Below are 21,030 nucleotides of genomic sequence, written 5' to 3'. Positions count from 1 at the left end.
GGCGCCTGCGCGTCACAAGGTCTCGCGCACGTAGGGGATGCCCACCTCGTCGTAGACCTCATAGATCACGGCCAGCATGCTTTGCAACTCCTCCGAGCGGTCCAGCTTGCGCACGCTGAACATCACGGGCGAGATCGCGTGGCGGTCCGAGATGTCGCGGTAGACCACGTCGTCGCGCCGCATCCCCTTCACGCTCTCCGGCACCACCGCCACCCCCTGGCCGGACGCCACCAGGCCGATGGCGATCTGCAGTTCGCGCACCTCGAGGATCTTGTGCGGGGCGATGGAGCGCTCGGTCAGCACGGCCAGCACCTGGTCGGCGAAGCTGGGGCGCGGCGTCTTGGGGTAGACGATCACGCATTCCATCTGCAGGTCCAGCAGCTTGACGGGATCGGTGGAACTGGCCAGCGGATGGTTCGAGGGCAGGGCCACGATCAGTCTTTCCTCGCGCAGCACGATGCGGCGGATGTTGGGGTCCTCGCTCTTGACGCGGCCGAAGCCGACGTCGATCACGCCGTCCTTCAAGGCCTGGATCTGCTGCATGGTGGTCAGCTCGTGGAACGTCACCTCGACGTTGGTGTTGCGCTCGCGGAAGCGGCGCACGATCTGCGGCAGCAGCCCGTACAGCGTGGAGGCGACGAAGCCGATCGACAGCGTGCGCTCGATCTTGCCCACCCGCTGGGTCATGGTTTTCAGCTCGGCCGCCTTGGCCAGCAGCTCCTGCGCGTGCGCGTGGAAGAAGTGGCCGGCCTCCGTCAGGCGCAGCGGGCGCGAACCTTTTTCGATCAGTTCCACCCCCAGTTCCTCCTCCAGCAACTGGATCTGCCGGCTCAGGGGCGGCTGGGCGATGTGCAGCCGCTGCGCGGCGCGGGTGAAGTTCTTCTCGTCCGCGACGGCGACGAAGTAGCGCAGGTGACGTAATTCCATATTATACCTTTTGAGTATGGAAACAATACTAACTCAGTGTTGGACGCCCGTGTTTGCGTGGCATATCGTGTATCCATTGCGACCCATTATACAAATTAAATATGATCACGAACATCGAAGTCATCCTGGCAGAGGTCCCGACGATCCGTCCGCACCGCCTGTCCGTGGCCACCATGCACACCCAGACCCTGGTGCTGGTGCGGGTGCGCTGTGCCGACGGGATCGAAGGTTGGGGCGAGGCGACCACCATCGGCGGCCTCAATTACGGCGAGGAGAGCCCGGACAGCATCAAGGCCAACATCGACGCCCACATCGCGCCGCTGCTGGTCGGCATGGAGGCGAGCCAGGTGGCCAAGGCCATGGGCAAGATCCGCAAGGTCATCCAGGGCAACCGCTTCGCCAAGTGCGCGATCGAGACGGCGCTGCTCGACGCGCAGGCCCGCCGCCTGGGCGTGCCGCTGAGCGAACTGCTGGGCGGCCGGGTGCGCGACGCGCTGCCCGTGGCCTGGACCCTGGCCAGCGGCGACACGGCCAAGGACATCGCGGAGGCGGAACAGATGCTGGAACTGCGCCGCCACAACATCTTCAAGCTCAAGATCGGCAGCCGTCCGGTGGCCGACGACGTGGCCCACGTGCTGGCCATCAAGAAGGCGCTCGGCGACAGTGTCAGCGTGCGGGTGGACGTCAACCAGGCCTGGTCCGAACTGGACGCGGTGCGCGGCATCGCGGCGCTGGAGGCGGGCGGGGTCGACCTGATCGAACAGCCGGTGCGGGCCGAACACATGGCCGCCATGGCGCGCCTGTCGCAGCGCTTCGCCGTGGCCCTGATGGCCGACGAGGCCCTGCACGGCCCGCTCGACGCGCTGGCCTTCGCCCGCAACGAGGCCACCGACGTCTTCGCCGTCAAGATCACCCAGTCCGGCGGCCTGGTGCCGGCCGCGCAGGTGGCGACGGTGGCGCAGCTGGCCGGCATCGGCCTGTATGGCGGCACGATGCTCGAAGGCGGCGTCGGCACGGCCGCCTCGGCCCAGCTGTTCTCCACCTTCGGCGAGCTGGCCTTCGGCACCGAGTTGTTCGGCCCCTTGCTGCTGACCCGGGAAGTGCTGCGCACGCCGCTGGTGTACCGCGACTTCATGCTGCAGGTGCCGACCGGCCCCGGCCTGGGCGTGGAGCCGGACATGGACAAGCTGCGCGACCTGCGCCGCCATTGATCACCATCGAGCGCGCAGCGCACCGAACCAAGGAACAGAGGAGAACACGATGTTATTCCACGTACGCATGGATGTGAACCTGCCGCCGGCCATGCCGCCGGCCCAGGCCGAAGAACTCAAGAAGACCGAGCGCGAACTGGCCCAGAGCCTGCAGCGCAACGGCCAGTGGCGCCACCTGTGGCGCATCGCCGGCCAGTACGCCAACGTCAGCATCTTCGACGTGGCCAGCGTGGACGAGCTGCACGCGCTGCTGACCTCGCTGCCCTTGTTCCCGTACATGCAGATCGAGATCATGCCGCTGTGCCGCCACCCCTCGTCGGTGCGCGACGGCGACGCCTGAATCCCCACACCCGAACCCAACACCCCCCCACCTCAACTGAAGGAGACTAGCATGACCCATAACGATATCGACACCCTGGTTAAGGGCTGGATCTGCGACAAGGCCACCGGCCCCGTGAACCCGCGCGTGCAGCAAGTTGTGCTGCGCCTGGTGGGCGACCTGTGCAAGGCGATCGAGGATCTGGACATCCAGCCCAGCGAATTCTGGAAGGGCCTGGAATACATGAGCGAAGCGGGCGCCCGCAATGAACTGGGCCTGCTGGCGCCGGGTCTGGGCCTGGAGCGCTTCCTCGACATCCGCGCCGACGAGGCCGAAGAGAAGGCCGGCCTGACCGGCGGCACCCCGCGCACCATCGAAGGCCCCCTGTACGTGGCCGGCGCCCCGGAGAGCAAGGGCTACGCCCGCCTGGACGACGGCACCGAGAGCGACAACGCGGAAGTGCTGTTCATGCAGGGCACGGTGCGCGACCAGGACGGCAAGCCGCTGCCGGGCGCCAAGGTCGAGGTGTGGCATTGCAACCTGCTGGGCAACTACTCGTTCTTCGACAAGACCCAATCGCACTTCAACCTGCGCCGCACCATCATCGCCGACGGCGAAGGCCGCTACCAGTTCCGCAGCATCCTGCCGGTCGGTTACTCGTGCCCGCCGCAAGGCACCACCCAGCGCCTGCTCGACCAGCTGGGCCGCCATGGCAACCGTCCCGCCCACATCCACTTCTTCGTCAGCGCAGATGGCCAGCGCAAGCTGACCACCCAGATCAACATCGAGGGCGACCAGTACCTGTGGGACGACTTCGCGTTCGCCAGCCGCGAAGGCCTGGTGCCAGCGGTGCGCCACGTGACCGAGCAGGCCGCCATCGCCGCCAAGGGCCTGCAGACGCCTTACGCCGAGATCGACTTCGACTTCCAGCTGTACTCCGAGACGCCGGTGGCCCCCGCCGCCGTGGTGGAACGCGTGCGCGCCGCCGCCTGAGGGAGAGCGAGATCATGATCCCCATCCATCCCGCCGCCGCCCCCAGGCTGGAAAGCCTGGACGGCTTCCTGATCGAGGACAAGGAGCGTGGCGACTACCGCCTGCACCGCCGCGCCTTCACCGACCCGGCCCTGTTCGAACTGGAGATGAAGCACATCTTCGAAGGCAACTGGATCTACCTGGCCCATGAAAGCCAGATCCCGGAGAACAACGACTACTACAGCACCCATATCGGGCGCCAGCCGGTGTTCATCGCGCGCAACCGCCAGGGCGAGCTGAATGCCTTCATCAACGCCTGCACCCACCGCGGCGCGCAGCTGTGCCGCCACAAGCGCGGCAACAAGGCGACCTACACCTGCCCGTTCCACGGCTGGACCTTCAACAACAGCGGCAAGCTGCTGAAGGTGAAGGACCCGGAGGATGCCGGTTATCCGGACTGCTTCAACAAGGAAGGTTCGCACGACCTGAAGAAGGTGGCGCGTTTCGAGAGCTACAAGGGCTTCCTGTTCGGCAGCCTCAATCCCGACGTGGCGCCGCTGGCCGAATTCCTGGGCGAGGCGGGCAAGATCATCGACATGATCGTCAACCAGTCGCCGGACGGGCTGGAAGTGCTGCGCGGCTCCTCGACCTACACCTTCGAGGGCAACTGGAAGCTGCAGGCCGAGAACGGCGCGGATGGGTATCACGTGTCGGCCGTGCACTGGAACTACGCGGCCACCACCAACCGCCGCAAGGATGAGTCGGAGACGCGTCCGGACAATATCCGCGCCATGGACGCGGGCAAGTGGGGCAAGCAGGGCGGCGGTTTCTACGCCTTCGAGCACGGCCACATGCTGCTGTGGACCCAGTGGGCCAATCCGCAGGACCGGCCCAACTTCCCGCGCCGCGAGGAATACGCGCAGCGCTTCGGCGGCGCCACGGCCGACTGGATGATAGGCCGTTCGCGCAACCTGTGCCTGTATCCGAACGTGTATCTGATGGACCAGTTCGGGTCGCAGATCCGCCTGCTGCGCCCGATCTCGGTCGACAAGACGGAAGTGACGATCTACTGCATCGCCCCCAAGGGCGAGTCGGACGAGGCCCGCGCCCAACGCATCCGCCAGTACGAGGACTTCTTCAACGTCAGCGGCATGGCCACGCCGGACGACCTGGAGGAATTCCGCGCCTGCCAGCAGGGCTACATGGGCAGCGCGCTGGAATGGAACGACATGTGCCGCGGCAGCGAGCACTGGATAGACGGCGCCGACGCCGCCGCCCGCGAAATCGGCCTGAAGCCGGTGATGAGCGGCCTGAAGACGGAGGACGAGGGCCTGTACACGATCCAGCACCGCTACTGGCTGGACGTGATGCAGCGCGCCGTGCGCGGCGAAGGGGAGCAGGCATGAACGCGATTTCCATCACCGATATCTGCGCCTTCCTGTACCGCGAAAGCCGCCTGCTGGACGACCAGCAGTGGGACGAGTGGCTGGCGTGCTACCACCCGGAGGTCCAGTACTGGATGCCGTCGTGGGACGACGACGGGGAGTTGATCAGCAATCCGCAGCGCGAGATCTCGCTGATCTACTACCCGACCCGCCAGGGCCTGGAGGACCGCGTGTTCCGCATCAAGACCGAACGTTCGAGCGCCACCATTCCGGACACGCGCACCAGCCACAACATCTCCAACGTGGAGATCGAGCGGCAGGACGGCGCGCGGGTGACGGTGCGCTTCAACTGGCACACGCTGAGCCACCGCTACCAGACCGATTTCAGCCACTTCGGCATGATGCGCTACGAGATCGACTTCTCGGGCCCGCAGCCGCTGATCACGAACAAGTACGTGGTGCTGAAGAACGACTACATCCACCAGGTGATCGACATCTATCACCTGTGACACGCCATACCGCCGCAACCGCCATACCGCAACAGAACCTGGGAGACAGACGATGAGCTACCGCATCGCACTGCAATTCGAAGACGGGGTGACCCGCTTCATTTCTTGCAACGACAATGAAAAGCTGGCCGACGCCGCATACCGCCAGAAGGTCAACATTCCGCTCGATTGCCGTGACGGCGCTTGCGGCACCTGCCGCGGCTTGTGCGAGTCGGGCAGCTACGACATGCCCGAGTCGAGCTACATCGAGGACGCGCTGACGCCCGAGGAGGTGGCCCAGCGCCACGTGCTGGCCTGCCAGATGAAGCCGACCTCGGACTGCGTGGTGCGCATCCCCGCCACCTCGGCGGCCTGCAAGACGGGCGTGTCCCGTTACGCCGGCAGCCTGGCGCAGGTGAAACGGCTGTCGGAGACGACGCTGGGCTTTTCGATCGAACTGGAGGAGGGCGCCGATGTGGGCTTCCTGTCCGGCCAGTACGTGAACGTCGAAGTGCCCGGCACCTCGCTGACGCGCTCCTATTCGTTCAGCTCCGCGCCCGGATCGCGCCGCTACGACTTCGTGGTGCGCAACGTGCCGCAGGGTCGCATGAGCACCTTCCTGGCGCACGATGCGACGGTCGGCCAGCCGATCTCGTTCTCGGGCCCGTACGGCAGCTTCTACCTGCGCGAAGTCAAGCGCCCGCTGCTGCTGCTGGCCGGCGGCACCGGCATCGCGCCGTTCCTGTCGATGTTGCAGGTGTTGGCGGCCAGCGGCTTCCGCCAGCCGGTGCGCATGGTGTTCGGCGTGACCAACGACGTGGACCTGGTGGCGCTCGACCATCTTGAGCGCATCGCGGCCAGCCATCCGCAGTTCAGCTACCGCACGGTGGTGGCGTCGGTCGACAGCCCCCATCCGCGCAAGGGCTATGTGACCCAGCATGTCGATCAGGCATGGCTCAACGGCGGCGACGTCGACCTCTACCTGTGCGGCCCGGTGCCGATGGTGGACGCGGTGCGGCGCTGGCTGGCCGAATGTGGCGTGACCCCGGCCAATTTCTATTTCGAGAAGTTCTCGGCCAGCAGCGAGGTGGCGGCATGAGCGCGCGACGTTTTGAAGGACAGGTGGTCATCGTCACGGGCGCGGCCCAGGGCATAGGCCGTGGCGTGGCGCTGGCGCTGGCCCAGGAGGGCGCGCAACTGGTGCTGGCCGACCGCGCGCAACTGGTGGAGGAAGTGGCTGCCGAGGTGCAGGCGCTGGGCGCGCTGGCGCTGGTGTCCCGGGTGGACCTGGAGACCTGGGCCGGCGCCGAACAGCTGGTGGCGGCAGCGCTGGCCGCCTATGGCCGGGTCGATGTGCTGATCAACAACGTGGGGGGCACCATCTGGGCCCAGCCCTACCAGGAATACACGCCCGAGCAGATCGAGGCCGAGGTGCGGCGTTCGCTGTTCCCGACCCTGTGGTGCTGCCGCGCCGTGCTGCCGGACATGGTGGCGCGCAAGCAGGGCGTGATCGTCAACGTCTCGTCGATCGCCACGCGCAGCATCTACCGGATTCCGTACGCGGCCTCCAAGGGCGGCGTCAACGCCATGACGGCCAGCCTGGCGATGGAGCATGCGCAGGACGGCATCCGCGTCAACGCGGTTGCCACCGGCGGCACCGAGGCGCCGCCGCGCCGCATCCCGCGCAACGAGAAGCCGCTCAGCGCGCAGGAGCAGGAGTGGTACCAGGGCATCGTCGACCAGACCGTGGCCAGCAGCCTGATGCACCGCTACGGCACCATCGACGAGCAGGTGCGCGCCATCCTGTTCCTCGCGTCGAACGAAGCGTCGTACATCACCGGCACCGTGCTGCCGGTCGGTGGCGGCGACCAGGGTTAATTCATTTTTCCAGCAGGAGTCAGAGCATGGCAGTCGTTCGCACCACGGACACCGAGATCCATTTTGAAACAGAGGGCGATGCCCGTTTGCCGGCGCTGATGTTCTCCAACTCGCTCGGCACCGACTGGCGCATGTGGCAACTGCAGGTCAACAGCCTGCGCGGCCAGTTCCGCATGATCCGTTACGACACGCGCGGCCATGGCCAGTCCGCCGTGCCGGCCGGGCCGTACAGCCTGGCGCAGTTGGGCCGCGACGCGCTGGCGGTGCTCGACCATCTCGACATCGAGCGCGCCCATTTCTGCGGCATTTCGATGGGCGGGGCCACGGCCCAATGGCTGGGCATCCACGCGCCGCAGCGGCTGCGCAAGCTGGTGGTCGCCAACTCGGCGGCGCGCATCGGCACCGAGGCCGGCTGGCGCGAGCGCGCCGCGCTGGCGCGCAGGGAAGGGCTGGACGGCATCGCCGCCGGCGCGCCGGGGCGCTGGTTCACGCCGGACTTCGCCACGCAGGACCCGCTGACCGTGGCGACGATGGCCGAGACGCTGCGCGCCGGCAGCGCGGAAGGCTACGCGGCCTGCTGCGAAGCGCTGGCCGTGGCCGACCTGAGGCCGCAGCTGGGGGACATCCGCGTGCCCACGCTGGTCATCGCCGGCGCGGCCGATCCGGTGACCACGGTGGCCGATGCGCAGGCCATGCGCGAGGCGATCCCGGACGCGCGGCTGGTGACGCTGGCGGCGTCGCACATCTCGAACATCGAGGCGGCGCCGGCGTTCAGCCTGGCGTTGTCGCGCTTCCTTGCCAGCTGAGGCGCGCACGGCAGCAGACCGGCGGCGGCACACACCGCCGCGCACGGACCGCCACCCATAACCGGCGGCCGACCATAACGACAGCAGGAGACACCGATGCATCCAACCGCCCGGCACAGGCAGGAAACGCTGCGCCCCAACGAAACACCGGCGCCATCCAACGATGGCGCATCCGGCATGCGCTGGTCCGACTGGTCCATCTCCGCTGTCGCCGCCGGCTTCCTGGCCGTGCTGGTGTCGCTGGCCGGACCGCTGACCATCTTCTACCAGGCCGCCCAGGCGGCGCACCTGTCGAATGACATGTTCGCCTCATGGGTGTGGGGCATCGCCATCGGCGCCGCCGTGTCGGGCATCTTGCTGAGCTGGGTCATGAAGGCGCCCGTCATCACGGCCTGGTCGGCGCCCGGCACCGCGCTGCTGATCCCGTTGTTCCCCGGCCTGTCGATCCACGAGGCGGTCGGCGCCTACATCACGGCCGCCGTGCTGTTGCTGGCCATCGGCCTGTCGGGCGGGTTCAACCGCCTGATGACGCACATCCCCAAGGGCATCGCCAGCGGCATGATGGCCGGGATCCTGCTGCCGTTCGGGCTGAACGCATTCAAGGGCAGCAGCACGCTGCCGCTGCTCACCGGCGGCATGATCGTGTCCTTCCTCGTCTACAAACGCCTGTTCCCCCGCTACAGCGTGGTGCTGCTGCTCGTGACGGGCGCCGCCATCGCGGGCCTGACGGGCCAGACCCATTTCTCCAGTGTGCGCTTCGAACTGGTCACGCCGCAGTTCATCGCGCCAGCGTGGTCGTGGACCAGCACCTTCAGCCTGGCCTTGCCGCTGGCGCTGACCACGCTGACCGGCCAGTACCTGCCCGGCATGGCCATTCTGCGCTCCAGCGGCTACGACAGCCCGGTGCGCTCCATCATCGTGGTCAACAGCCTGGCCTCGCTGGCGACGGCGCTGGTGGGCGGCATCACCATCGCCATCGCCGCCATCACGGCCGCCATGTGCACGGGCCGCGACGCGCACGAAGACCCGGCCAAACGCTACATCGCCGGCATCTCGAACGGCCTGTTCTACCTGCTGGCCGGCGCCTGCGGCGGCTCGGTCGTGATGCTGTTCGGCGCCTTGCCCCATGAGCTGATCGTCACGCTGGCCGGACTGGCGCTGCTGGGGCCCGTCACGGTCAACCTGGTCCATATCGCCTCCGCGCCCGAACGCGACGCCGCCGTGCTGACCTTCCTGGCGACGGCCTCGGGCATGACCTTCCTCGGCCTGGGCTCCGCGTTCTGGGGCATCCTGATCGGCGTCATCGCGCACCGCGTGTTGCGGCCGGACCCGCCGCCGCCGGCGGCCGCGCCGAAGTAAGCCACCGAAGTAAGCCCAATCGCGTGACCCATGCCCCGGCGGCGTGGGCCACCCTGTTCGTTCGTCTTTTTCACCGCAGTACCACCACACCTAAAACCAAGGGAGACAGCTATCATGCAGCAAATCGATGTCCATAAACTTTCCGACGGGGCGCGCTTCAACCGCTTCCACGCCGGCGTGCTGGCCTGGTGCGCCATCATCATCATCTGCGACGGCTACGACCTGGCCGTCGCCGGCATCGCCCTGCCTTCGATCATGAAGGCGATGGGTGTCACGGCGCAGAACGCGGGCTTCATGGTCAGCTCCGCGCTGTTCGGCATGATGTTCGGCGCCATCTTCCTCGGCACCGTCGCCGACCGCATCGGCCGCCGCTACGCCATCGCGATCTGCCTGGCCCTGTTCAGCGTGTTCACGGCGGCGGCGGGGCTGACGCAGGATCCCTACGTGTTCAGCGCCATGCGCTTCCTGGCCGGCCTGGGCATCGGCGGCGTCATGCCCAACGTCGTGGCGCAGATGACGGAGTACTCGCCGCGCAAGATCCGCGCCACCATGGTCACGCTGATGTTCAGCGGCTACGCGGTGGGCGGCATGCTGGCCGCCTTGCTGGGCAAGGGAATGATCGAGTCCTACGGCTGGTCGTCCGTGTTCCTCGCCGCCGGCGCGCCGGTGGTGCTGATTCCGTTCATCCTGAAAAGCCTGCCCGAATCGATGCCGTTCCTGATCCGTCACCAGCGCATCGGGGAGCTCAAGCAGATCCTCACGCGCATCGCGCCGGGCTACGTGCCGAGCGAGCGTGACCAGTTCGTGGTGGCGGCGCACGACAACACCGGAGGCGCCCCGATCCGCAAGCTGTTCCAGGATGGCCGTGGCTTCAGCACCGTCATGTTCTGGGTGGCCTTCTTCATGTGCCTGTTCATGGTGTACGCGCTCAGCTCCTGGCTGACCAAGCTGATGGCCAATGCCGGCTACAGCCTCGGTTCCGCGCTGACCTTCGTGCTGGTGCTGAATTTCGGCGCCGTGATCGGCGCCATCGGCGGCGGCTGGCTGGCCGACCGTTTCCACATCAAGTACGTCCTGGTGGGCATGTACGCGCTGGCCGCCGTGTCGATCACGCTGCTCGGCTTCAAGGTGCCGACCGCCGTCCTGTTCGTGCTGGTCGGCCTGGCCGGCGCCTCCACCATCGGCACCCAGATCGTCACCTACGCCTATGCGGGCCAGTTCTATCCGACGGCCGCCCGTTCCACCGGCATCGGCTGGGCCTCCGGCGTGGGCCGCAGCGGCGCGATCATCGCGCCCATCGCCATCGGCACGCTGGTCGGGCTGGCGCTGCCGCTGGAGCAGAACTTCATGGCCATTTCCATCCCGGCCGTGATCGCGACGGTCGCCGTGTCGCTGATCCGGCATGGCCGCTCGGCGTCGGCCATCAAGGATGCGCACGAGGCCGAAGGCGGACTGCGCGCCGCGGCCGCCTGAGCAAAAGCCGGGGCGGCCGCGGTGACGGGCGCCCCGGCTTACTTGTAGAAGCCGGAACCGACCACGTAGTCGTCGCTGCGCTCGACATAGGACTTTTTCTTCTGCAGCTGTTTGGTGGCCGGGTTGACCCATTTGTACTCGACCCAGCCGCTGCCCGAAGCCTTGGCGACGCGGACCATGTCGCTGCTGAAGGCAAAGCCGTCGGCGTCCCTCAGTTCGGACAGGTCCTTGCCGACGATGCGTGGATTGGAGGGATTGCACACCATTTTGGCGTGCATGTCCTGGATGAAGACATAGGATTCGCCGGCCATGTAGCCCTTGGCCGGGTCGCCGAAGTCGGCGCAGGCCTGCTGCAGGCCGCTGGCCTTCAGGTGGCCGATGGCCTTCCTGACCAGTTGCTGGGCGCTGTCTTCCGGCGTCGCCAGCGCCGGCGGCGCGATGGCGCCGGTGGTGGCGGCCAGCGTTGCGAGGGCCAGCAGTTTTTGTATCGTCATGGTGATTCTCCTGTGAGGTCGCCGTGGTTGGTACGGCGTTTGATCCGCATGGCCGCGCGCCATGCGGCGGGCGGTGCGGGTGGGGGATGTGCACTGTCTTGTAAGTCGTTGTGCCCGCCCATAGTAGCGAATCACTGTGCGATTATCAACCTATTGGGCGGTGATCGCACATCATAATAACCAAAGGAGCAAAGCATGAAACACACGATCCGTTGCGCACTCGCGCTGTTGGCTGGAACCACCGCGAGCGGCGCCATGGCGCAAAGTTCAGTCACCGTCTACGGCCTGCTGGATACGGGCCTGGCCCACATGACCAACACCAACGCGGCCGGCGATTCGGTGACTAAGATGCCATCGCTGACGGGTTCCTTCCCGTCGCGGCTGGGCTTCCGTGGCGCCGAGGATCTGGGCGATGGCCTGCAGGCCGTGTTCACGCTGGAATCGGGCCTGGCGATGGACACCGGCAGCCTGGGGCAGGGCAACCGCCTGTTCGGCCGCCAGGCGTCGGTGGGACTGAAGGGACGTTACGGCACGCTCACGCTGGGCCGCCAGATCAACATGACCTACATCGCCCTGACCAAGTCGGACGTGCTGGGACCGAACCTGTTCTCGATTAACAGCATCGACCTGTATCTGCCCAACGCGCGCAGCGACAACGCCATCGGCTACCTCGGCTACTTCAACGATGTGGTGGTGGGCGCCACCTACAGCACGGGGCGCGACGGCTCGGCCGCCGGCGGCCCGTCCGCCACCAATTGCCCCGGCGAGGTGCCGGGCAACGCCAAGGCCTGCCGCCAGATCACGGGCCTGCTCGGCTACGAGACCAAGGCCTACGGCATCAACGCGTCCTACGACATCATGTACGGCAACGCCGGCGCGGCCAACGGCCTGACCAGCAGCGACAACAGCGACCGCCGCGTGACCGTGAACGGCTACTTCATGGCCGGCGCGTCCAAGCTGGCGGGCGGTGTGGTCGAACGCACCACGCACGCGGCCACCGGGCTGACGGAATCGGACCTGTACTACTTCGGCGTCAGCTATCCGGTGGCGCCGCAGGCCACGCTCGACGCGCAGGTGGCCAAGCGCGACGTGAAGCACAGCGATGCCGATGCGACCATGCTGGTGGCGCGTTTGAGCTATTACCTGTCCAAGCGCACGGCGGTGTATGGCAGCGTGGGGCACATGAAGAACAGCGGGCTGTCGGCCATCGCGCTCGATGCGGGCGGCACGGTTGGGGTGGGGCGGTCGCAGAACGGCGTGATGGCGGGCTTGCGCCACACATTCTAAGCGGCCAGGGTCTCGTCGTTCCCGCGTTCGCGGGAACGACGCATTCACTACGGCAGCAGGATCGCCAGTTCCTGGGCGCCGCGCTGCAGCACGGGCAGGAATTCCTGTTCCAGTTGCTGGACGCCGACGCGGGCCGCCTGCGCGCCCACGTTCAGCGCCGCCAGCACCTTGCCGGAGGCGCCGCGCACGGGCACGGCGATCGAGCGCAGGCCCAGTTCCAGTTCCTCGTCGTTGACGGCGTAGCCGGCCTGGCGCACCCCGGCCAGCACTTCGCGCAGCCGCTTGACGGAGGTGATGGTGTGCTCTGTCATGGGCCGCAGTTTGGTGCGGGCCAGGTACTGATCCAGTTCATCGGCCGGCAGATGGGCCAGCAGCACGCGGCCCAGCGAGGTGCAGTAGGCCGGCAGCCGGCTGCCCGTGTTGAGCGCCACCGACATCACGCGCGAGGTGGCCGCCCGCGCCACGTACAGCACTTCGTCGTCCTCCAGCACGGCCAGCGAACTCGATTCGTTGAGCGTGCGGCTGATGTTGTTCAGGTAGGGCTGGGCCGACACGGTGAGCGGCGTGGACGACAGATAGGAGTAGCCGAGCGTCAGCACCTTGGGCCGCAGCGAGAAGTTGTTGAGCTCCGCGTCCACGTAACCGAGCTGGCGCAACGTGTGCAGGCAGCGCCGCACGGCCGCGCGGGGAATGCCCGTTTTCTGGCTGATGCTGGCGATGGTCTGTGGCTTGCGCGCATCGCTGAAGGCCTGCACCACCGCCAGGCCGCGCGCCAGCGAGGTCATGAAACTGGGATCGGTCAGGGCGTCGATCTGCTCGGAGATGGTCGGTTCGCGCTCCGGCGCCGCGTCGGCGGCCGGCGGGGTGTTGGCTTGGTTGGTCTTGGACATGGCGTGATTTTAATGCAGTCGCCGTTCCCGATAGTTCTTTTTTTCTTGACCTCGACGGTTCACTCTCATTACACTGGCTGTGCGGTTATCAATCATTCGTTCGATAATCGCACACAACGGAAATCAAGGCGGAAATATGATCGACAAAACTTTTGAATCACTACAGCGCGCCGTGGCCGATGTGCACGACGGCGCGACTGTCATGATCGGCGGCTTTGGCAACGCCGGCATGCCATCGGCGCTGATCGACGCGCTGATCGAACAGGGCGCGCGCGAGCTCACCATCGTCAACAACAACGCCGGCAACGGCGACACCGGGCTGGCCGCGCTGCTGGCGGCGGGGCGGGTGCGCAAGATCATCTGCTCGTTCCCGCGCCAGGCCGACTCGCACCACTTCGACGCCCTGTACCGGGCCGGCAAGATCGAGCTGGAGCTGACGCCGCAGGGCAACCTGGCCGAGCGCATCCGCGCCGCCGGCGCCGGCATCGGCGGCTTCTTCTCGCCCACCGGCTACGGCACGCTGCTGGCCGATGGCAAGGAGACGCGCGAGATCAACGGCCGCATGTACGTGCTCGAATCGCCGATCCACGCCGACTTCGCGCTGATCAAGGCGCTGCGCGGCGACCGCTGGGGCAACCTCGTGTACCGCAAGACGGCCCGCAACTTCGGCCCCATCATGGCGATGGCGGCCAAGACCACCATCGCCCAGGTGCGGCAGGTGGTGGCGCTCGGTGAACTGGACCCGGAAGTGATCGTCACCCCCGGCATATTCGTACAACGCGTCGTCAAGGAGGCCGCATGATGAACCGCTACACCCGCGACCAGATCGCCGCCCGCGTGGCGCAGGACATTCCCGAAGGCGCCTACGTCAACCTCGGCATCGGCCTGCCGACCAAGGTGGCCAACTACCTGCCGGCAGAACGCGAAGTGTTCCTGCACAGCGAGAACGGCCTGCTCGGCATGGGCCCCGCGCCGGCGCCCGGCGAGGAGGATGAGGACCTGATCAACGCCGGCAAGCAGCCCGTCACGCTGCTGACGGGCGGCGCCTACTTCCACCACGGCGACTCGTTCGCCATGATGCGCGGCGGCCACCTCGACATCTGCGTGCTGGGCGCGTTCCAGGTGGCGGCCAACGGCGACCTGGCCAACTGGCACACGGGCGCGCCGGACGCGATCCCCGCCGTCGGCGGCGCCATGGACCTGGCCATCGGCGCCAAGCAGGTGTTCGTGATGATGGACCACCAGACCAAGAGCGGCGAGAGCAAGATCGTGGCGCAGTGCGCCTATCCGCTCACCGGCGTGGCGTGCGTGGACCGCATCTACACCGACCTGGCCGTGATCGACGTCACCCCGGCCGGCCTGGCCGTGCGCGAGATGGCGCCCGGCCTCACATTCGAACAGCTGCAGGCCGCCACCGGCGCGCCGCTGCTGCCCCCCACGCACTGAACGAGGAACACTTGATGACTCAAGCTTTTATCTGCGACGCCATCCGCACCCCCATCGGCCGCTACGGCGGCGCCCTGAAGGACATGCGGGCCGACGACCTGGGCGCCATCCCCCTGCGTGAACTGATGCGCCGCAATCCGACCGTGCGCTGGAACGAGGTCGATGACGTGATCTACGGCTGCGCCAACCAGGCCGGCGAGGACAACCGCAACGTGGCGCGCATGTCGTCGCTGCTGGCCGGCCTGCCGCTGGAGGTGCCCGGCTCCACCGTCAACCGCCTGTGCGGTTCGGGCATGGACGCGGTGGGCACGGCGGCGCGCGCCATCATGTCCGGCGACGCTGGCCTGATGATCGCCGGCGGCGTCGAGTCGATGACGCGCGCGCCGTTCGTGATGGGCAAGGCCGACGCGGCCTTCTCGCGCAACGCCGCCATCTACGACACCACGATCGGCTGGCGCTTCCCCAACAAGCTGATGAAGGAGCTGTACGGCGTGGACGCGATGCCGGAGACGGCCGAGAACGTGGCCGACGATTACGCCATCAGCCGCGCCGACCAGGACCGCTTCGCCCTGGCCAGCCAGCAGAAGACGGCGCGCGCGCAGCGCGACGGCCTGTTCGCGGACGAGATCGTGCCGGTCACGTTGCCGCAGACCCGGCGCGGCGCGGGCGAGCCCGTGATCTTCGCGCAGGACGAGCATCCGCGCGAGACCACGCTGGAAACGCTGGCCAAGCTCAAAGGCGTGGTGCGCGCCGACGGCAGCGTCACCGCCGGCAATGCCTCGGGCGTCAACGACGGCGCCTGCGCGCTGCTGCTGGCCAGCGCCGAAGCGGCCAGCCGCCACGGCCTCACGCCGCGCGCCCGCATCGTCGGCATGGCCACGGCCGGCGTGGCGCCGCGCGTGATGGGCATCGGCCCGGCGCCGGCCACGCAAAAGCTGCTGCGCCAGCTGGGCATGACCTTGGAGCAGATGGACGTCATCGAGCTCAATGAGGCTTTCGCGTCGCAGGGGCTGGCCGTGCTGCGCGCGCTGGGCCTGCGCGACGACGATCCGCGCGTGAACGCCTATGGCGGCGCCATCGCGCTCGGCCACCCGCTGGGCATGAGCGGCGCCCGCCTCGTCACCACCGCCATGTACCAGCTGCAGCGCGGCGGCGGACGCTATGCGCTGTGCACCATGTGCATCGGGGTGGGGCAGGGCATCGCCATCGTCATCGAGCGGGTGTAATCGCGCCGCGCTGGGGCAGGGCCAGTTTCACCAGTTCGTAAAACTGCTGCGCCGCCGGGGAGAACGTCCGTCCGCTGCGACGGATGATGCCCAGCGTGCGCGTGATGTCCTGCTGCTTGAGCGGCACCGCGCGCAGCGCGCCCAGGCTGTCGATCGGCATCGCCAGTTGCGGCACCACCGCGACGCCCAGGCCCGCCTTGACCAGCTCCAGCAGGGTCGAGACGTGCCGCACCTCGACCAGCGGCGTCAGTTGCTGCTCCGTCGCCGCGCGCGCGCGGTCCAGGATCATGCGGTTGCCGCTCGATTTGGCCACCGTCAGATACGGATACTTCGCGATCTCCGCCCAACCGACCGCCGCGCGGCTGCGCGCCAGCGGGTGGTCGGCACGCACGGCCAGCACAAAATTCTCCTGCAAGATCGTCTCAAAATCGATGCCCGGCTCCTGCTGGCCGAGGAAGTTGATCCCGAAATCGGACTCGCCGCGCTCGACCTGATTGAGCACCTCGTGCGCGCCTTCGTCCACCACACGCAGGCGCACGCGCGGGAACAGCGCGTGGAAGCGCTGGATCACCGGCGGCAGAAAACTGTGCGCTACCGACGGCACGCAGGCCACCGTCACCTGCCCGTGGTGGCTCTGCGCCAGGTCGGTGATGCTGTGCAGCGACGCCTCCACGTTGTTGAGTATCTCGACCGCCTTGGCGTAGAACTCCCGTCCCACCAACGTCAAATCGACCCGCCGCGTTGAACGCTCGAACAGCGGCACGTTCAAGGCCTGCTCCAGCTTGGCGATGCGGCGCGAGAGCGCCGGCTGCGACAGGTGGAGGGCGATGGCGGCGGCGCGGAAGCCGCCCTGTTCGACCACGGCCACCATGGCTTGCAGATCGCCCAGATCGAAACGTGGCTGATGCATATCGTCCCCCGGTGATGACGTCTTATTGATGCGTTGGACGCATATAAAGTAAGGAATTATGCATTTTACTTTAACTGTCGACGTCCCGATAATCGGTTTAAGCACTTACAACAACCATTCTGGAGACAACCATGGCCCGCCCGCATTGGCTTACCCGCCTGCTTTCCGCATCCCTGCTCGTGTTCACTTTCAGCGCCGGCGTGCACGCCGACGAAATCAACGTTATGAACTCCGGCGGCTTCACCGCCGCCTACAAGGCGCTGCAACCGAAATTCGAGGCCCTCAGCGGCCATACCCTGAGCACCGCCTGGGGCCCGTCGATGGGCAAGTCGCCCGAAGCGATCCCGCACCGGCTGGAGCGCGGCGAGCCGGCCGACGTGGTGATCATGGTCGGCTACGCGCTCGACGAGCTGATCCGCCAAGGCAAGGTCGATCCGGCCAGCCGCACCGAACTGGCCGATTCGCGCATCGGCATGGCCGTGCGCGCCGGCCATCCGCTGCCCGACATCTCGACGGTGGAGGGCTTGAAGCAAACCCTGCTGGCCGCCACGTCCATCGGTTACTCCGACAGCGCCAGCGGCGTCTACATCGAACGCGAGCTGTTCCGCAAGCTGGGCATCGAAGAACAGGTCAAGGGCAAGGCGCACATGATCCAGAAGACGCCGGTGGCCAGCCTGGTCGCCAAGGGCGAACTGGAGCTCGGCTTCCAGCAAGTGAGCGAGATCCTGCCCGTGGCCGGCGTCACGCTGGTGAGCCGGATACCGGAGCCGGTGCAGAGCGTGACGGTGTTTGCCGCCGGCATCCCCACGCATGCGCGCCACCGCGAGGCGGCCGCCGCCCTGATCCGCTACCTGGCCTCCGACGAGGCCAAGGCCGAGGTGCGCGCCAGCGGCCTCGATCCGAAACAATAACCGCGTTCGTCCGCCACCGAGGTCATCATGCACAGCGCTTCCGCCCCCACTTCGTCCCGTGTCAGCACGGTCCTCCGCGTCATCAGCGGCAATTTCATGGAGATGTTCGACTTCTTCCTGTTCGGTTTCTACGCCAACGCGATCGCCAAGGCCTTCTTCCCCGTCGGCGACGAGTACGCCTCGCTGATGCTGACCTTCATGACCTTCGGCGCCGGCTTCCTGATGCGCCCGCTCGGCGCCATCGTGCTGGGCGCCTATGTCGATCACGTGGGCCGGCGCAAGGGCTTGCTGGTCACGCTGGGCCTGATGGCCTTGGGCACGGTGCTGATCGCCTTCGTGCCCGAGTACGCCACGATAGGCTATGCGGCGCCGCTGCTGGTGCTGCTGGGACGGCTGCTGCAGGGCTTTTCGGCCGGCGTGGAGCTGGGCGGCGTGTCGGTCTATCTGGCCGAGATGGCCACGCCCGGCAACAAGGGCTTCTACGTCAGCTGGCAATCGGCCAGCCAGCAAGTGGCGATCATCGTCGCCGCCGCGTTCGGCTTTGCCCTCCACCAGTGGCTGTCGCCGGCGCAGGTGGCCGCCTGGGGCTGGCGCCTGCCGTTCTTCTTCGGCTGCCTGATCGTGCCGGTGCTGTTCGTCATCCGCCGCTCGCTGCAGGAGACCGAGGAATTCAAGCAGCGCAAACACCGCCCCTCGCTGCGCGCCATCTTCCGCTCGATCGCGGACAACTGGACGCTGGTGTTGTCGGGCATGATGCTGGTGGCGATGACGACCGTGTCGTTCTACCTGATCACCATCTACACCCCCACGTTCGGTAAGACCATCCTCAAACTGAGCACCGGCAGCAGTCTGGTCATCACCTTGTGCGTCGGCCTGTCGAACTTCATCTGGCTGCCCGTGATGGGCGCGCTGTCCGACCGTGTCGGGCGCAAGCCGCTGCTGCTGTGCTTCAGCGCGCTGACCATGCTGACCGCCTATCCCGCGCTGAGCTGGCTGGTGCAAGACCCGGGCTTTGGCAAGATGCTGGCGGTGGAGTTGTGGCTGTCGTTCCTGTATGCCAGCTACAACGGCGCCATGGTGGTCGCGCTGACCGAGGTGATGCCGGTGGAAGTGCGCACGGTCGGTTTTTCGCTGGCCTACAGTCTGGCGACCGCCGTGTTCGGCGGCTTCACGCCGGCCATCGCCACGGCGCTGATCGAGGCGAGCGGCAACAAGGCGGCGCCCGGCTGGTGGATGAGCGCCGCCGCCGTCTGCGGCCTGACGGCCACCTTGCTGCTCTACCGCAAGCGCCAGGACCACGGCCAAATCGCGCCCGCCGCGGCGCTCGGTTCCTTCTAAGCCCGGCATCGGGCAAACAAATTTATAACAACAGGAGACAACAATGAACAAACCCCTTTGCGCATGGGCGCTGGCCACCTTGTGCGCCGGCGCCGCGCAGGCCCAATCGAACGTGGCGGTCTATGGCATCGTCGACATGGGATGGGTGCACGAGAGCGGCGGCGCCGCCGGCAGCGTCAACAACCTGAACAGCGGCATCGCATCGGGCTCGCGGCTGGGTTTCAAGGGATGGGAGGACCTGGGCGACGGCATGGCCGCCAGTTTCGTGGTTGAGAGCGGCCTCAATGCGGACACCGGCATGGCCGGGCAGGGCGGTCTGCTGTTCGGCCGCCAGGCGTTCGTGGGCTTGTCCGGAAAGGCCGGCGCCATCACGGCCGGCCGCCAGTACTCGCCGTATTACAAGGTGCTGCGCGACGTGGGCGACCCGTTCGGCGCGGTCAGCCTGGCCGGCCGGGCCGGCAATCTGTTCACCACCAATACCCGCGTCGACAACCTGATGGAATACGTCAGTCCCGACTTGGCAGGTGTGCGCGCCGATCTGGCGTATGGTGCCGGCGAAACGGCGGGCGACAGCGCCCGGAACCGCACGCTGAGCGGATCGCTCGGCTACACCAACGGGGCGCTCCACGTCGCTGCGGCCATGCACCAGCTGGAGAACGCCACCGCGACCGATCGCAGCACCAATAAGCTTTTGTCGGCCAACTATCGCTTTCCGGCGCTGACCGCGCATGTGTCGTACGCCACCACCAAGGGCCCCGGCGCCACCGATAGCCGCGATATGCTGGCCGGCGTGGCGGTGCCGATGGGGGTGGTGCAGTGGCTGGCGTCCTACGTGCGTCATGATGACCGGACCATGGCCAACAAGGATGCCAGCCAGTGGGGCATAGGCTGTCTGTATTTCTTGTCGAAACGCACCGACCTGTACGCTTCCTATGCCACGATCAGCAATCGCAACGGCGCCAGATTTGTGGTCGGCAACGCGACTGACAAGGGCACCGGCAACCGGGCGTTCGATCTGGGCGTCCGCCACAGTTTTTAATGGGGGGGACAAGCTTGGCACCGGGGCCAGGCTTGTCGTAAGATCGCGCTCCCGAAACTCTCCTCGTGTTTTTAGTGATGGCGGAAGAAAAGAAGGAGCCGTGGATGACCCACATGGCGCTGGCGACGGTGATCCTGGCCGTGGGCGCCACCTTGTCGACCTTCAAGGGCGGCGGTTATTCGACCCAGAGTGTGATCAACTAGAGCCTGGCGTCCGACCAGTGGGCGTTCTATCAGGCCAAAAGCACCAAGCAGCATCTGCATGAGCTGGCGATCGACCAGTTCCGCTTGCAGGCGATGACGCTGCCAGCCGCCAGCCCGGCGGCCCAGGCCTACGACAAGAAAATCGCCGACTACCAGTCACAGACTGAGCGCTACGCCCAGGAAAAGAAGAAGATCGAGGCCGAGGCCCGTTCCTTCGAGGCGATCCGCGACAACGCCAAGCAGCGCGGCAAACCGTTCGGCATCGCGGTGATCTTCCTGCAGGTGGCGATCCTGCTCAATTCCATCGCCGGCTTGATGAAGGCCCGGCGGATCTGGTTCACCTCCATTCCCATCGGTTTGGTTGGTCTGGCCTGCTTTTTGGATGGGTTCCTGGCGTTGGTGTAAGCAGTTCATTGTGATATCGGGCCGTGCCGGCAATCGCTGGCGCGCCATCCCTGATCTTGGTGC

General features: G+C 66.8%; 23 protein-coding genes. 19 read left to right on the top strand and 4 right to left on the bottom strand.

Annotated elements, in window-relative coordinates:
- Nucleotides 1-12 precede the first annotated feature (12 nt).
- Complete coding sequence (locus AC1RQG_RS23080) at nt 13-927, bottom strand: LysR family transcriptional regulator (RefSeq protein WP_493134919.1); 915 nt, start codon at nt 925-927, stop codon at nt 13-15.
- A 101-nt stretch (nt 928-1,028) separates the two neighbouring features.
- Between AC1RQG_RS23080 and AC1RQG_RS23075 the strand changes: the two genes are divergently transcribed.
- From AC1RQG_RS23075 to AC1RQG_RS23030, 10 genes are all read left to right on the top strand, one after another.
- Nucleotides 1,029-2,138 (top strand): muconate/chloromuconate family cycloisomerase, encoded by a 1,110-nt coding sequence (locus AC1RQG_RS23075; protein ID WP_493134917.1) that lies wholly within the window; start codon nt 1,029-1,031, stop codon nt 2,136-2,138.
- A gap of 49 nt (nt 2,139-2,187) precedes the next feature.
- On the top strand, nt 2,188-2,478 hold the full coding sequence (catC, locus tag AC1RQG_RS23070; RefSeq protein ID WP_493134915.1) for a muconolactone Delta-isomerase: 291 nt from the start codon (nt 2,188-2,190) through the stop codon (nt 2,476-2,478).
- Nucleotides 2,479-2,529: 51 nt separating this feature from the next.
- Nucleotides 2,530-3,450 carry a catechol 1,2-dioxygenase gene (catA, locus tag AC1RQG_RS23065; protein ID WP_493134913.1) on the top strand — a complete coding sequence of 307 codons (921 nt, stop codon included), beginning with the start codon at nt 2,530-2,532 and terminating at the stop codon, nt 3,448-3,450.
- Between the two features lie 14 nt (nt 3,451-3,464).
- Nucleotides 3,465-4,835 (top strand): benzoate 1,2-dioxygenase large subunit, encoded by a 1,371-nt coding sequence (gene benA, locus AC1RQG_RS23060; RefSeq protein WP_493134912.1) that lies wholly within the window; start codon nt 3,465-3,467, stop codon nt 4,833-4,835.
- On the top strand, nt 4,832-5,323 hold the full coding sequence (gene benB, locus AC1RQG_RS23055; protein WP_182165776.1) for a benzoate 1,2-dioxygenase small subunit: 492 nt from the start codon (nt 4,832-4,834) through the stop codon (nt 5,321-5,323). Before benA ends, benB begins: the two co-directional genes overlap by 4 nt.
- A 52-nt stretch (nt 5,324-5,375) precedes the next feature.
- Nucleotides 5,376-6,401 carry a benzoate 1,2-dioxygenase electron transfer component BenC gene (gene benC / locus AC1RQG_RS23050; protein WP_493134910.1) on the top strand — a complete coding sequence of 342 codons (1,026 nt, stop codon included), beginning with the start codon at nt 5,376-5,378 and terminating at the stop codon, nt 6,399-6,401.
- On the top strand, nt 6,398-7,180 hold the full coding sequence (gene benD, locus AC1RQG_RS23045; protein WP_493134908.1) for a benzoate diol dehydrogenase BenD: 783 nt from the start codon (nt 6,398-6,400) through the stop codon (nt 7,178-7,180). The genes benC and benD overlap by 4 nt, the downstream gene beginning before the upstream one ends.
- 26 nt (nt 7,181-7,206) lie before the next feature.
- Nucleotides 7,207-7,986 (top strand): 3-oxoadipate enol-lactonase, encoded by a 780-nt coding sequence (gene pcaD / locus AC1RQG_RS23040; protein WP_493134906.1) that lies wholly within the window; start codon nt 7,207-7,209, stop codon nt 7,984-7,986.
- 96 nt (nt 7,987-8,082) lie between these two features.
- Nucleotides 8,083-9,345, top strand: coding sequence for a benzoate/H(+) symporter BenE family transporter (locus tag AC1RQG_RS23035; RefSeq protein WP_493134904.1), 1,263 nt, complete (start codon nt 8,083-8,085; stop codon nt 9,343-9,345).
- Between the two features lie 114 nt (nt 9,346-9,459).
- Nucleotides 9,460-10,818 (top strand): MFS transporter, encoded by a 1,359-nt coding sequence (locus AC1RQG_RS23030; protein ID WP_493134902.1) that lies wholly within the window; start codon nt 9,460-9,462, stop codon nt 10,816-10,818.
- 38 nt (nt 10,819-10,856) lie between these two features.
- Here the strand turns inward: AC1RQG_RS23030 and AC1RQG_RS23025 are convergent, their stop codons facing one another.
- Entirely contained in the window at nt 10,857-11,312 is a 456-nt protein-coding gene (locus AC1RQG_RS23025) for a cache domain-containing protein (RefSeq protein ID WP_493134900.1), read from the bottom strand.
- A gap of 195 nt (nt 11,313-11,507) precedes the next feature.
- Here AC1RQG_RS23025 and AC1RQG_RS23020 point away from each other — a divergent pair, with 195 nt between their 5' ends.
- The gene (locus AC1RQG_RS23020) at nt 11,508-12,599 is read left to right on the top strand and encodes a porin (protein WP_493134898.1); all 1,092 of its coding nucleotides are present in this window, start codon (nt 11,508-11,510) and stop codon (nt 12,597-12,599) included.
- Nucleotides 12,600-12,646: 47 nt separating this feature from the next.
- Here AC1RQG_RS23020 and AC1RQG_RS23015 read toward each other — a convergent pair whose 3' ends face one another.
- Nucleotides 12,647-13,489, bottom strand: coding sequence for an IclR family transcriptional regulator domain-containing protein (locus AC1RQG_RS23015; RefSeq protein WP_493134896.1), 843 nt, complete (start codon nt 13,487-13,489; stop codon nt 12,647-12,649).
- Nucleotides 13,490-13,625: 136 nt separating this feature from the next.
- Here AC1RQG_RS23015 and AC1RQG_RS23010 point away from each other — a divergent pair, with 136 nt between their 5' ends.
- Genes AC1RQG_RS23010 through pcaF form a run of 3 tightly spaced genes read left to right on the top strand, consistent with a single transcriptional unit; the run spans nt 13,626 to nt 16,161 of the window.
- Nucleotides 13,626-14,291, top strand: a complete 666-nt coding sequence (locus tag AC1RQG_RS23010) for a 3-oxoacid CoA-transferase subunit A (protein WP_493134893.1) — start codon at nt 13,626-13,628, stop codon at nt 14,289-14,291.
- Nucleotides 14,291-14,935 carry a CoA transferase subunit B gene (locus AC1RQG_RS23005; RefSeq protein WP_493134940.1) on the top strand — a complete coding sequence of 215 codons (645 nt, stop codon included), beginning with the start codon at nt 14,291-14,293 and terminating at the stop codon, nt 14,933-14,935. The genes AC1RQG_RS23010 and AC1RQG_RS23005 overlap by 1 nt, the downstream gene beginning before the upstream one ends.
- 14 nt (nt 14,936-14,949) lie before the next feature.
- On the top strand, nt 14,950-16,161 hold the full coding sequence (pcaF, locus tag AC1RQG_RS23000) for a 3-oxoadipyl-CoA thiolase (RefSeq protein ID WP_493134891.1): 1,212 nt from the start codon (nt 14,950-14,952) through the stop codon (nt 16,159-16,161).
- Here pcaF and AC1RQG_RS22995 read toward each other — a convergent pair.
- Nucleotides 16,145-17,071, bottom strand: a complete 927-nt coding sequence (locus AC1RQG_RS22995; RefSeq protein WP_493134890.1) for a LysR family transcriptional regulator — start codon at nt 17,069-17,071, stop codon at nt 16,145-16,147. The genes pcaF and AC1RQG_RS22995 overlap by 17 nt on opposite strands.
- A 131-nt stretch (nt 17,072-17,202) precedes the next feature.
- On the opposite strand from AC1RQG_RS22995, the gene AC1RQG_RS22990 reads away from it, so the two are divergent.
- The 5 genes from AC1RQG_RS22990 to AC1RQG_RS22970 all read left to right on the top strand — a co-directional run bounded on the left by AC1RQG_RS22990 (nt 17,203) and on the right by AC1RQG_RS22970 (nt 20,967).
- Nucleotides 17,203-17,982, top strand: coding sequence for a substrate-binding domain-containing protein (locus tag AC1RQG_RS22990; RefSeq protein WP_493134888.1), 780 nt, complete (start codon nt 17,203-17,205; stop codon nt 17,980-17,982).
- A gap of 27 nt (nt 17,983-18,009) precedes the next feature.
- Entirely contained in the window at nt 18,010-19,320 is a 1,311-nt protein-coding gene (locus AC1RQG_RS22985) for an MFS transporter (RefSeq protein ID WP_493134886.1), read from the top strand.
- Nucleotides 19,321-19,363: 43 nt separating this feature from the next.
- A complete protein-coding gene (locus AC1RQG_RS22980; RefSeq protein ID WP_493134884.1) occupies nt 19,364-20,359 on the top strand; it encodes a porin in 996 nt (331 codons plus the stop codon).
- Between the two features lie 65 nt (nt 20,360-20,424).
- The gene (locus AC1RQG_RS22975; protein WP_493134882.1) at nt 20,425-20,562 is read left to right on the top strand and encodes a hypothetical protein; all 138 of its coding nucleotides are present in this window, start codon (nt 20,425-20,427) and stop codon (nt 20,560-20,562) included.
- Nucleotides 20,563-20,565: 3 nt separating this feature from the next.
- Entirely contained in the window at nt 20,566-20,967 is a 402-nt protein-coding gene (locus tag AC1RQG_RS22970) for a DUF4337 domain-containing protein (RefSeq protein ID WP_493134938.1), read from the top strand.
- The last annotated feature ends 63 nt before the right edge of the window (nt 20,968-21,030 follow it).

The organism is Rugamonas sp. GW822-FHT03B10 (genome assembly GCF_058801745.1).
The sequence above is the reverse complement of the archived record's forward strand: the minus strand, read 5'-3'. Positions and strand labels throughout refer to the sequence as shown.

Coding starts and splice junctions, on each gene's coding strand:
- AC1RQG_RS23080 (WP_493134919.1), bottom strand. CDS start 927: ATGGAATTACGTCACCTGCGCTACTTCGTCGCCGTCGCGGACGAGAAG.
- AC1RQG_RS23075 (WP_493134917.1), top strand. CDS start 1,029: ATGATCACGAACATCGAAGTCATCCTGGCAGAGGTCCCGACGATCCGT.
- catC (WP_493134915.1), top strand. CDS start 2,188: ATGTTATTCCACGTACGCATGGATGTGAACCTGCCGCCGGCCATGCCG.
- catA (WP_493134913.1), top strand. CDS start 2,530: ATGACCCATAACGATATCGACACCCTGGTTAAGGGCTGGATCTGCGAC.
- benA (WP_493134912.1), top strand. CDS start 3,465: ATGATCCCCATCCATCCCGCCGCCGCCCCCAGGCTGGAAAGCCTGGAC.
- benB (WP_182165776.1), top strand. CDS start 4,832: ATGAACGCGATTTCCATCACCGATATCTGCGCCTTCCTGTACCGCGAA.
- benC (WP_493134910.1), top strand. CDS start 5,376: ATGAGCTACCGCATCGCACTGCAATTCGAAGACGGGGTGACCCGCTTC.
- benD (WP_493134908.1), top strand. CDS start 6,398: ATGAGCGCGCGACGTTTTGAAGGACAGGTGGTCATCGTCACGGGCGCG.
- pcaD (WP_493134906.1), top strand. CDS start 7,207: ATGGCAGTCGTTCGCACCACGGACACCGAGATCCATTTTGAAACAGAG.
- AC1RQG_RS23035 (WP_493134904.1), top strand. CDS start 8,083: ATGCATCCAACCGCCCGGCACAGGCAGGAAACGCTGCGCCCCAACGAA.
- AC1RQG_RS23030 (WP_493134902.1), top strand. CDS start 9,460: ATGCAGCAAATCGATGTCCATAAACTTTCCGACGGGGCGCGCTTCAAC.
- AC1RQG_RS23025 (WP_493134900.1), bottom strand. CDS start 11,312: ATGACGATACAAAAACTGCTGGCCCTCGCAACGCTGGCCGCCACCACC.
- AC1RQG_RS23020 (WP_493134898.1), top strand. CDS start 11,508: ATGAAACACACGATCCGTTGCGCACTCGCGCTGTTGGCTGGAACCACC.
- AC1RQG_RS23015 (WP_493134896.1), bottom strand. CDS start 13,489: ATGTCCAAGACCAACCAAGCCAACACCCCGCCGGCCGCCGACGCGGCG.
- AC1RQG_RS23010 (WP_493134893.1), top strand. CDS start 13,626: ATGATCGACAAAACTTTTGAATCACTACAGCGCGCCGTGGCCGATGTG.
- AC1RQG_RS23005 (WP_493134940.1), top strand. CDS start 14,291: ATGAACCGCTACACCCGCGACCAGATCGCCGCCCGCGTGGCGCAGGAC.
- pcaF (WP_493134891.1), top strand. CDS start 14,950: ATGACTCAAGCTTTTATCTGCGACGCCATCCGCACCCCCATCGGCCGC.
- AC1RQG_RS22995 (WP_493134890.1), bottom strand. CDS start 17,071: ATGCATCAGCCACGTTTCGATCTGGGCGATCTGCAAGCCATGGTGGCC.
- AC1RQG_RS22990 (WP_493134888.1), top strand. CDS start 17,203: ATGGCCCGCCCGCATTGGCTTACCCGCCTGCTTTCCGCATCCCTGCTC.
- AC1RQG_RS22985 (WP_493134886.1), top strand. CDS start 18,010: ATGCACAGCGCTTCCGCCCCCACTTCGTCCCGTGTCAGCACGGTCCTC.
- AC1RQG_RS22980 (WP_493134884.1), top strand. CDS start 19,364: ATGAACAAACCCCTTTGCGCATGGGCGCTGGCCACCTTGTGCGCCGGC.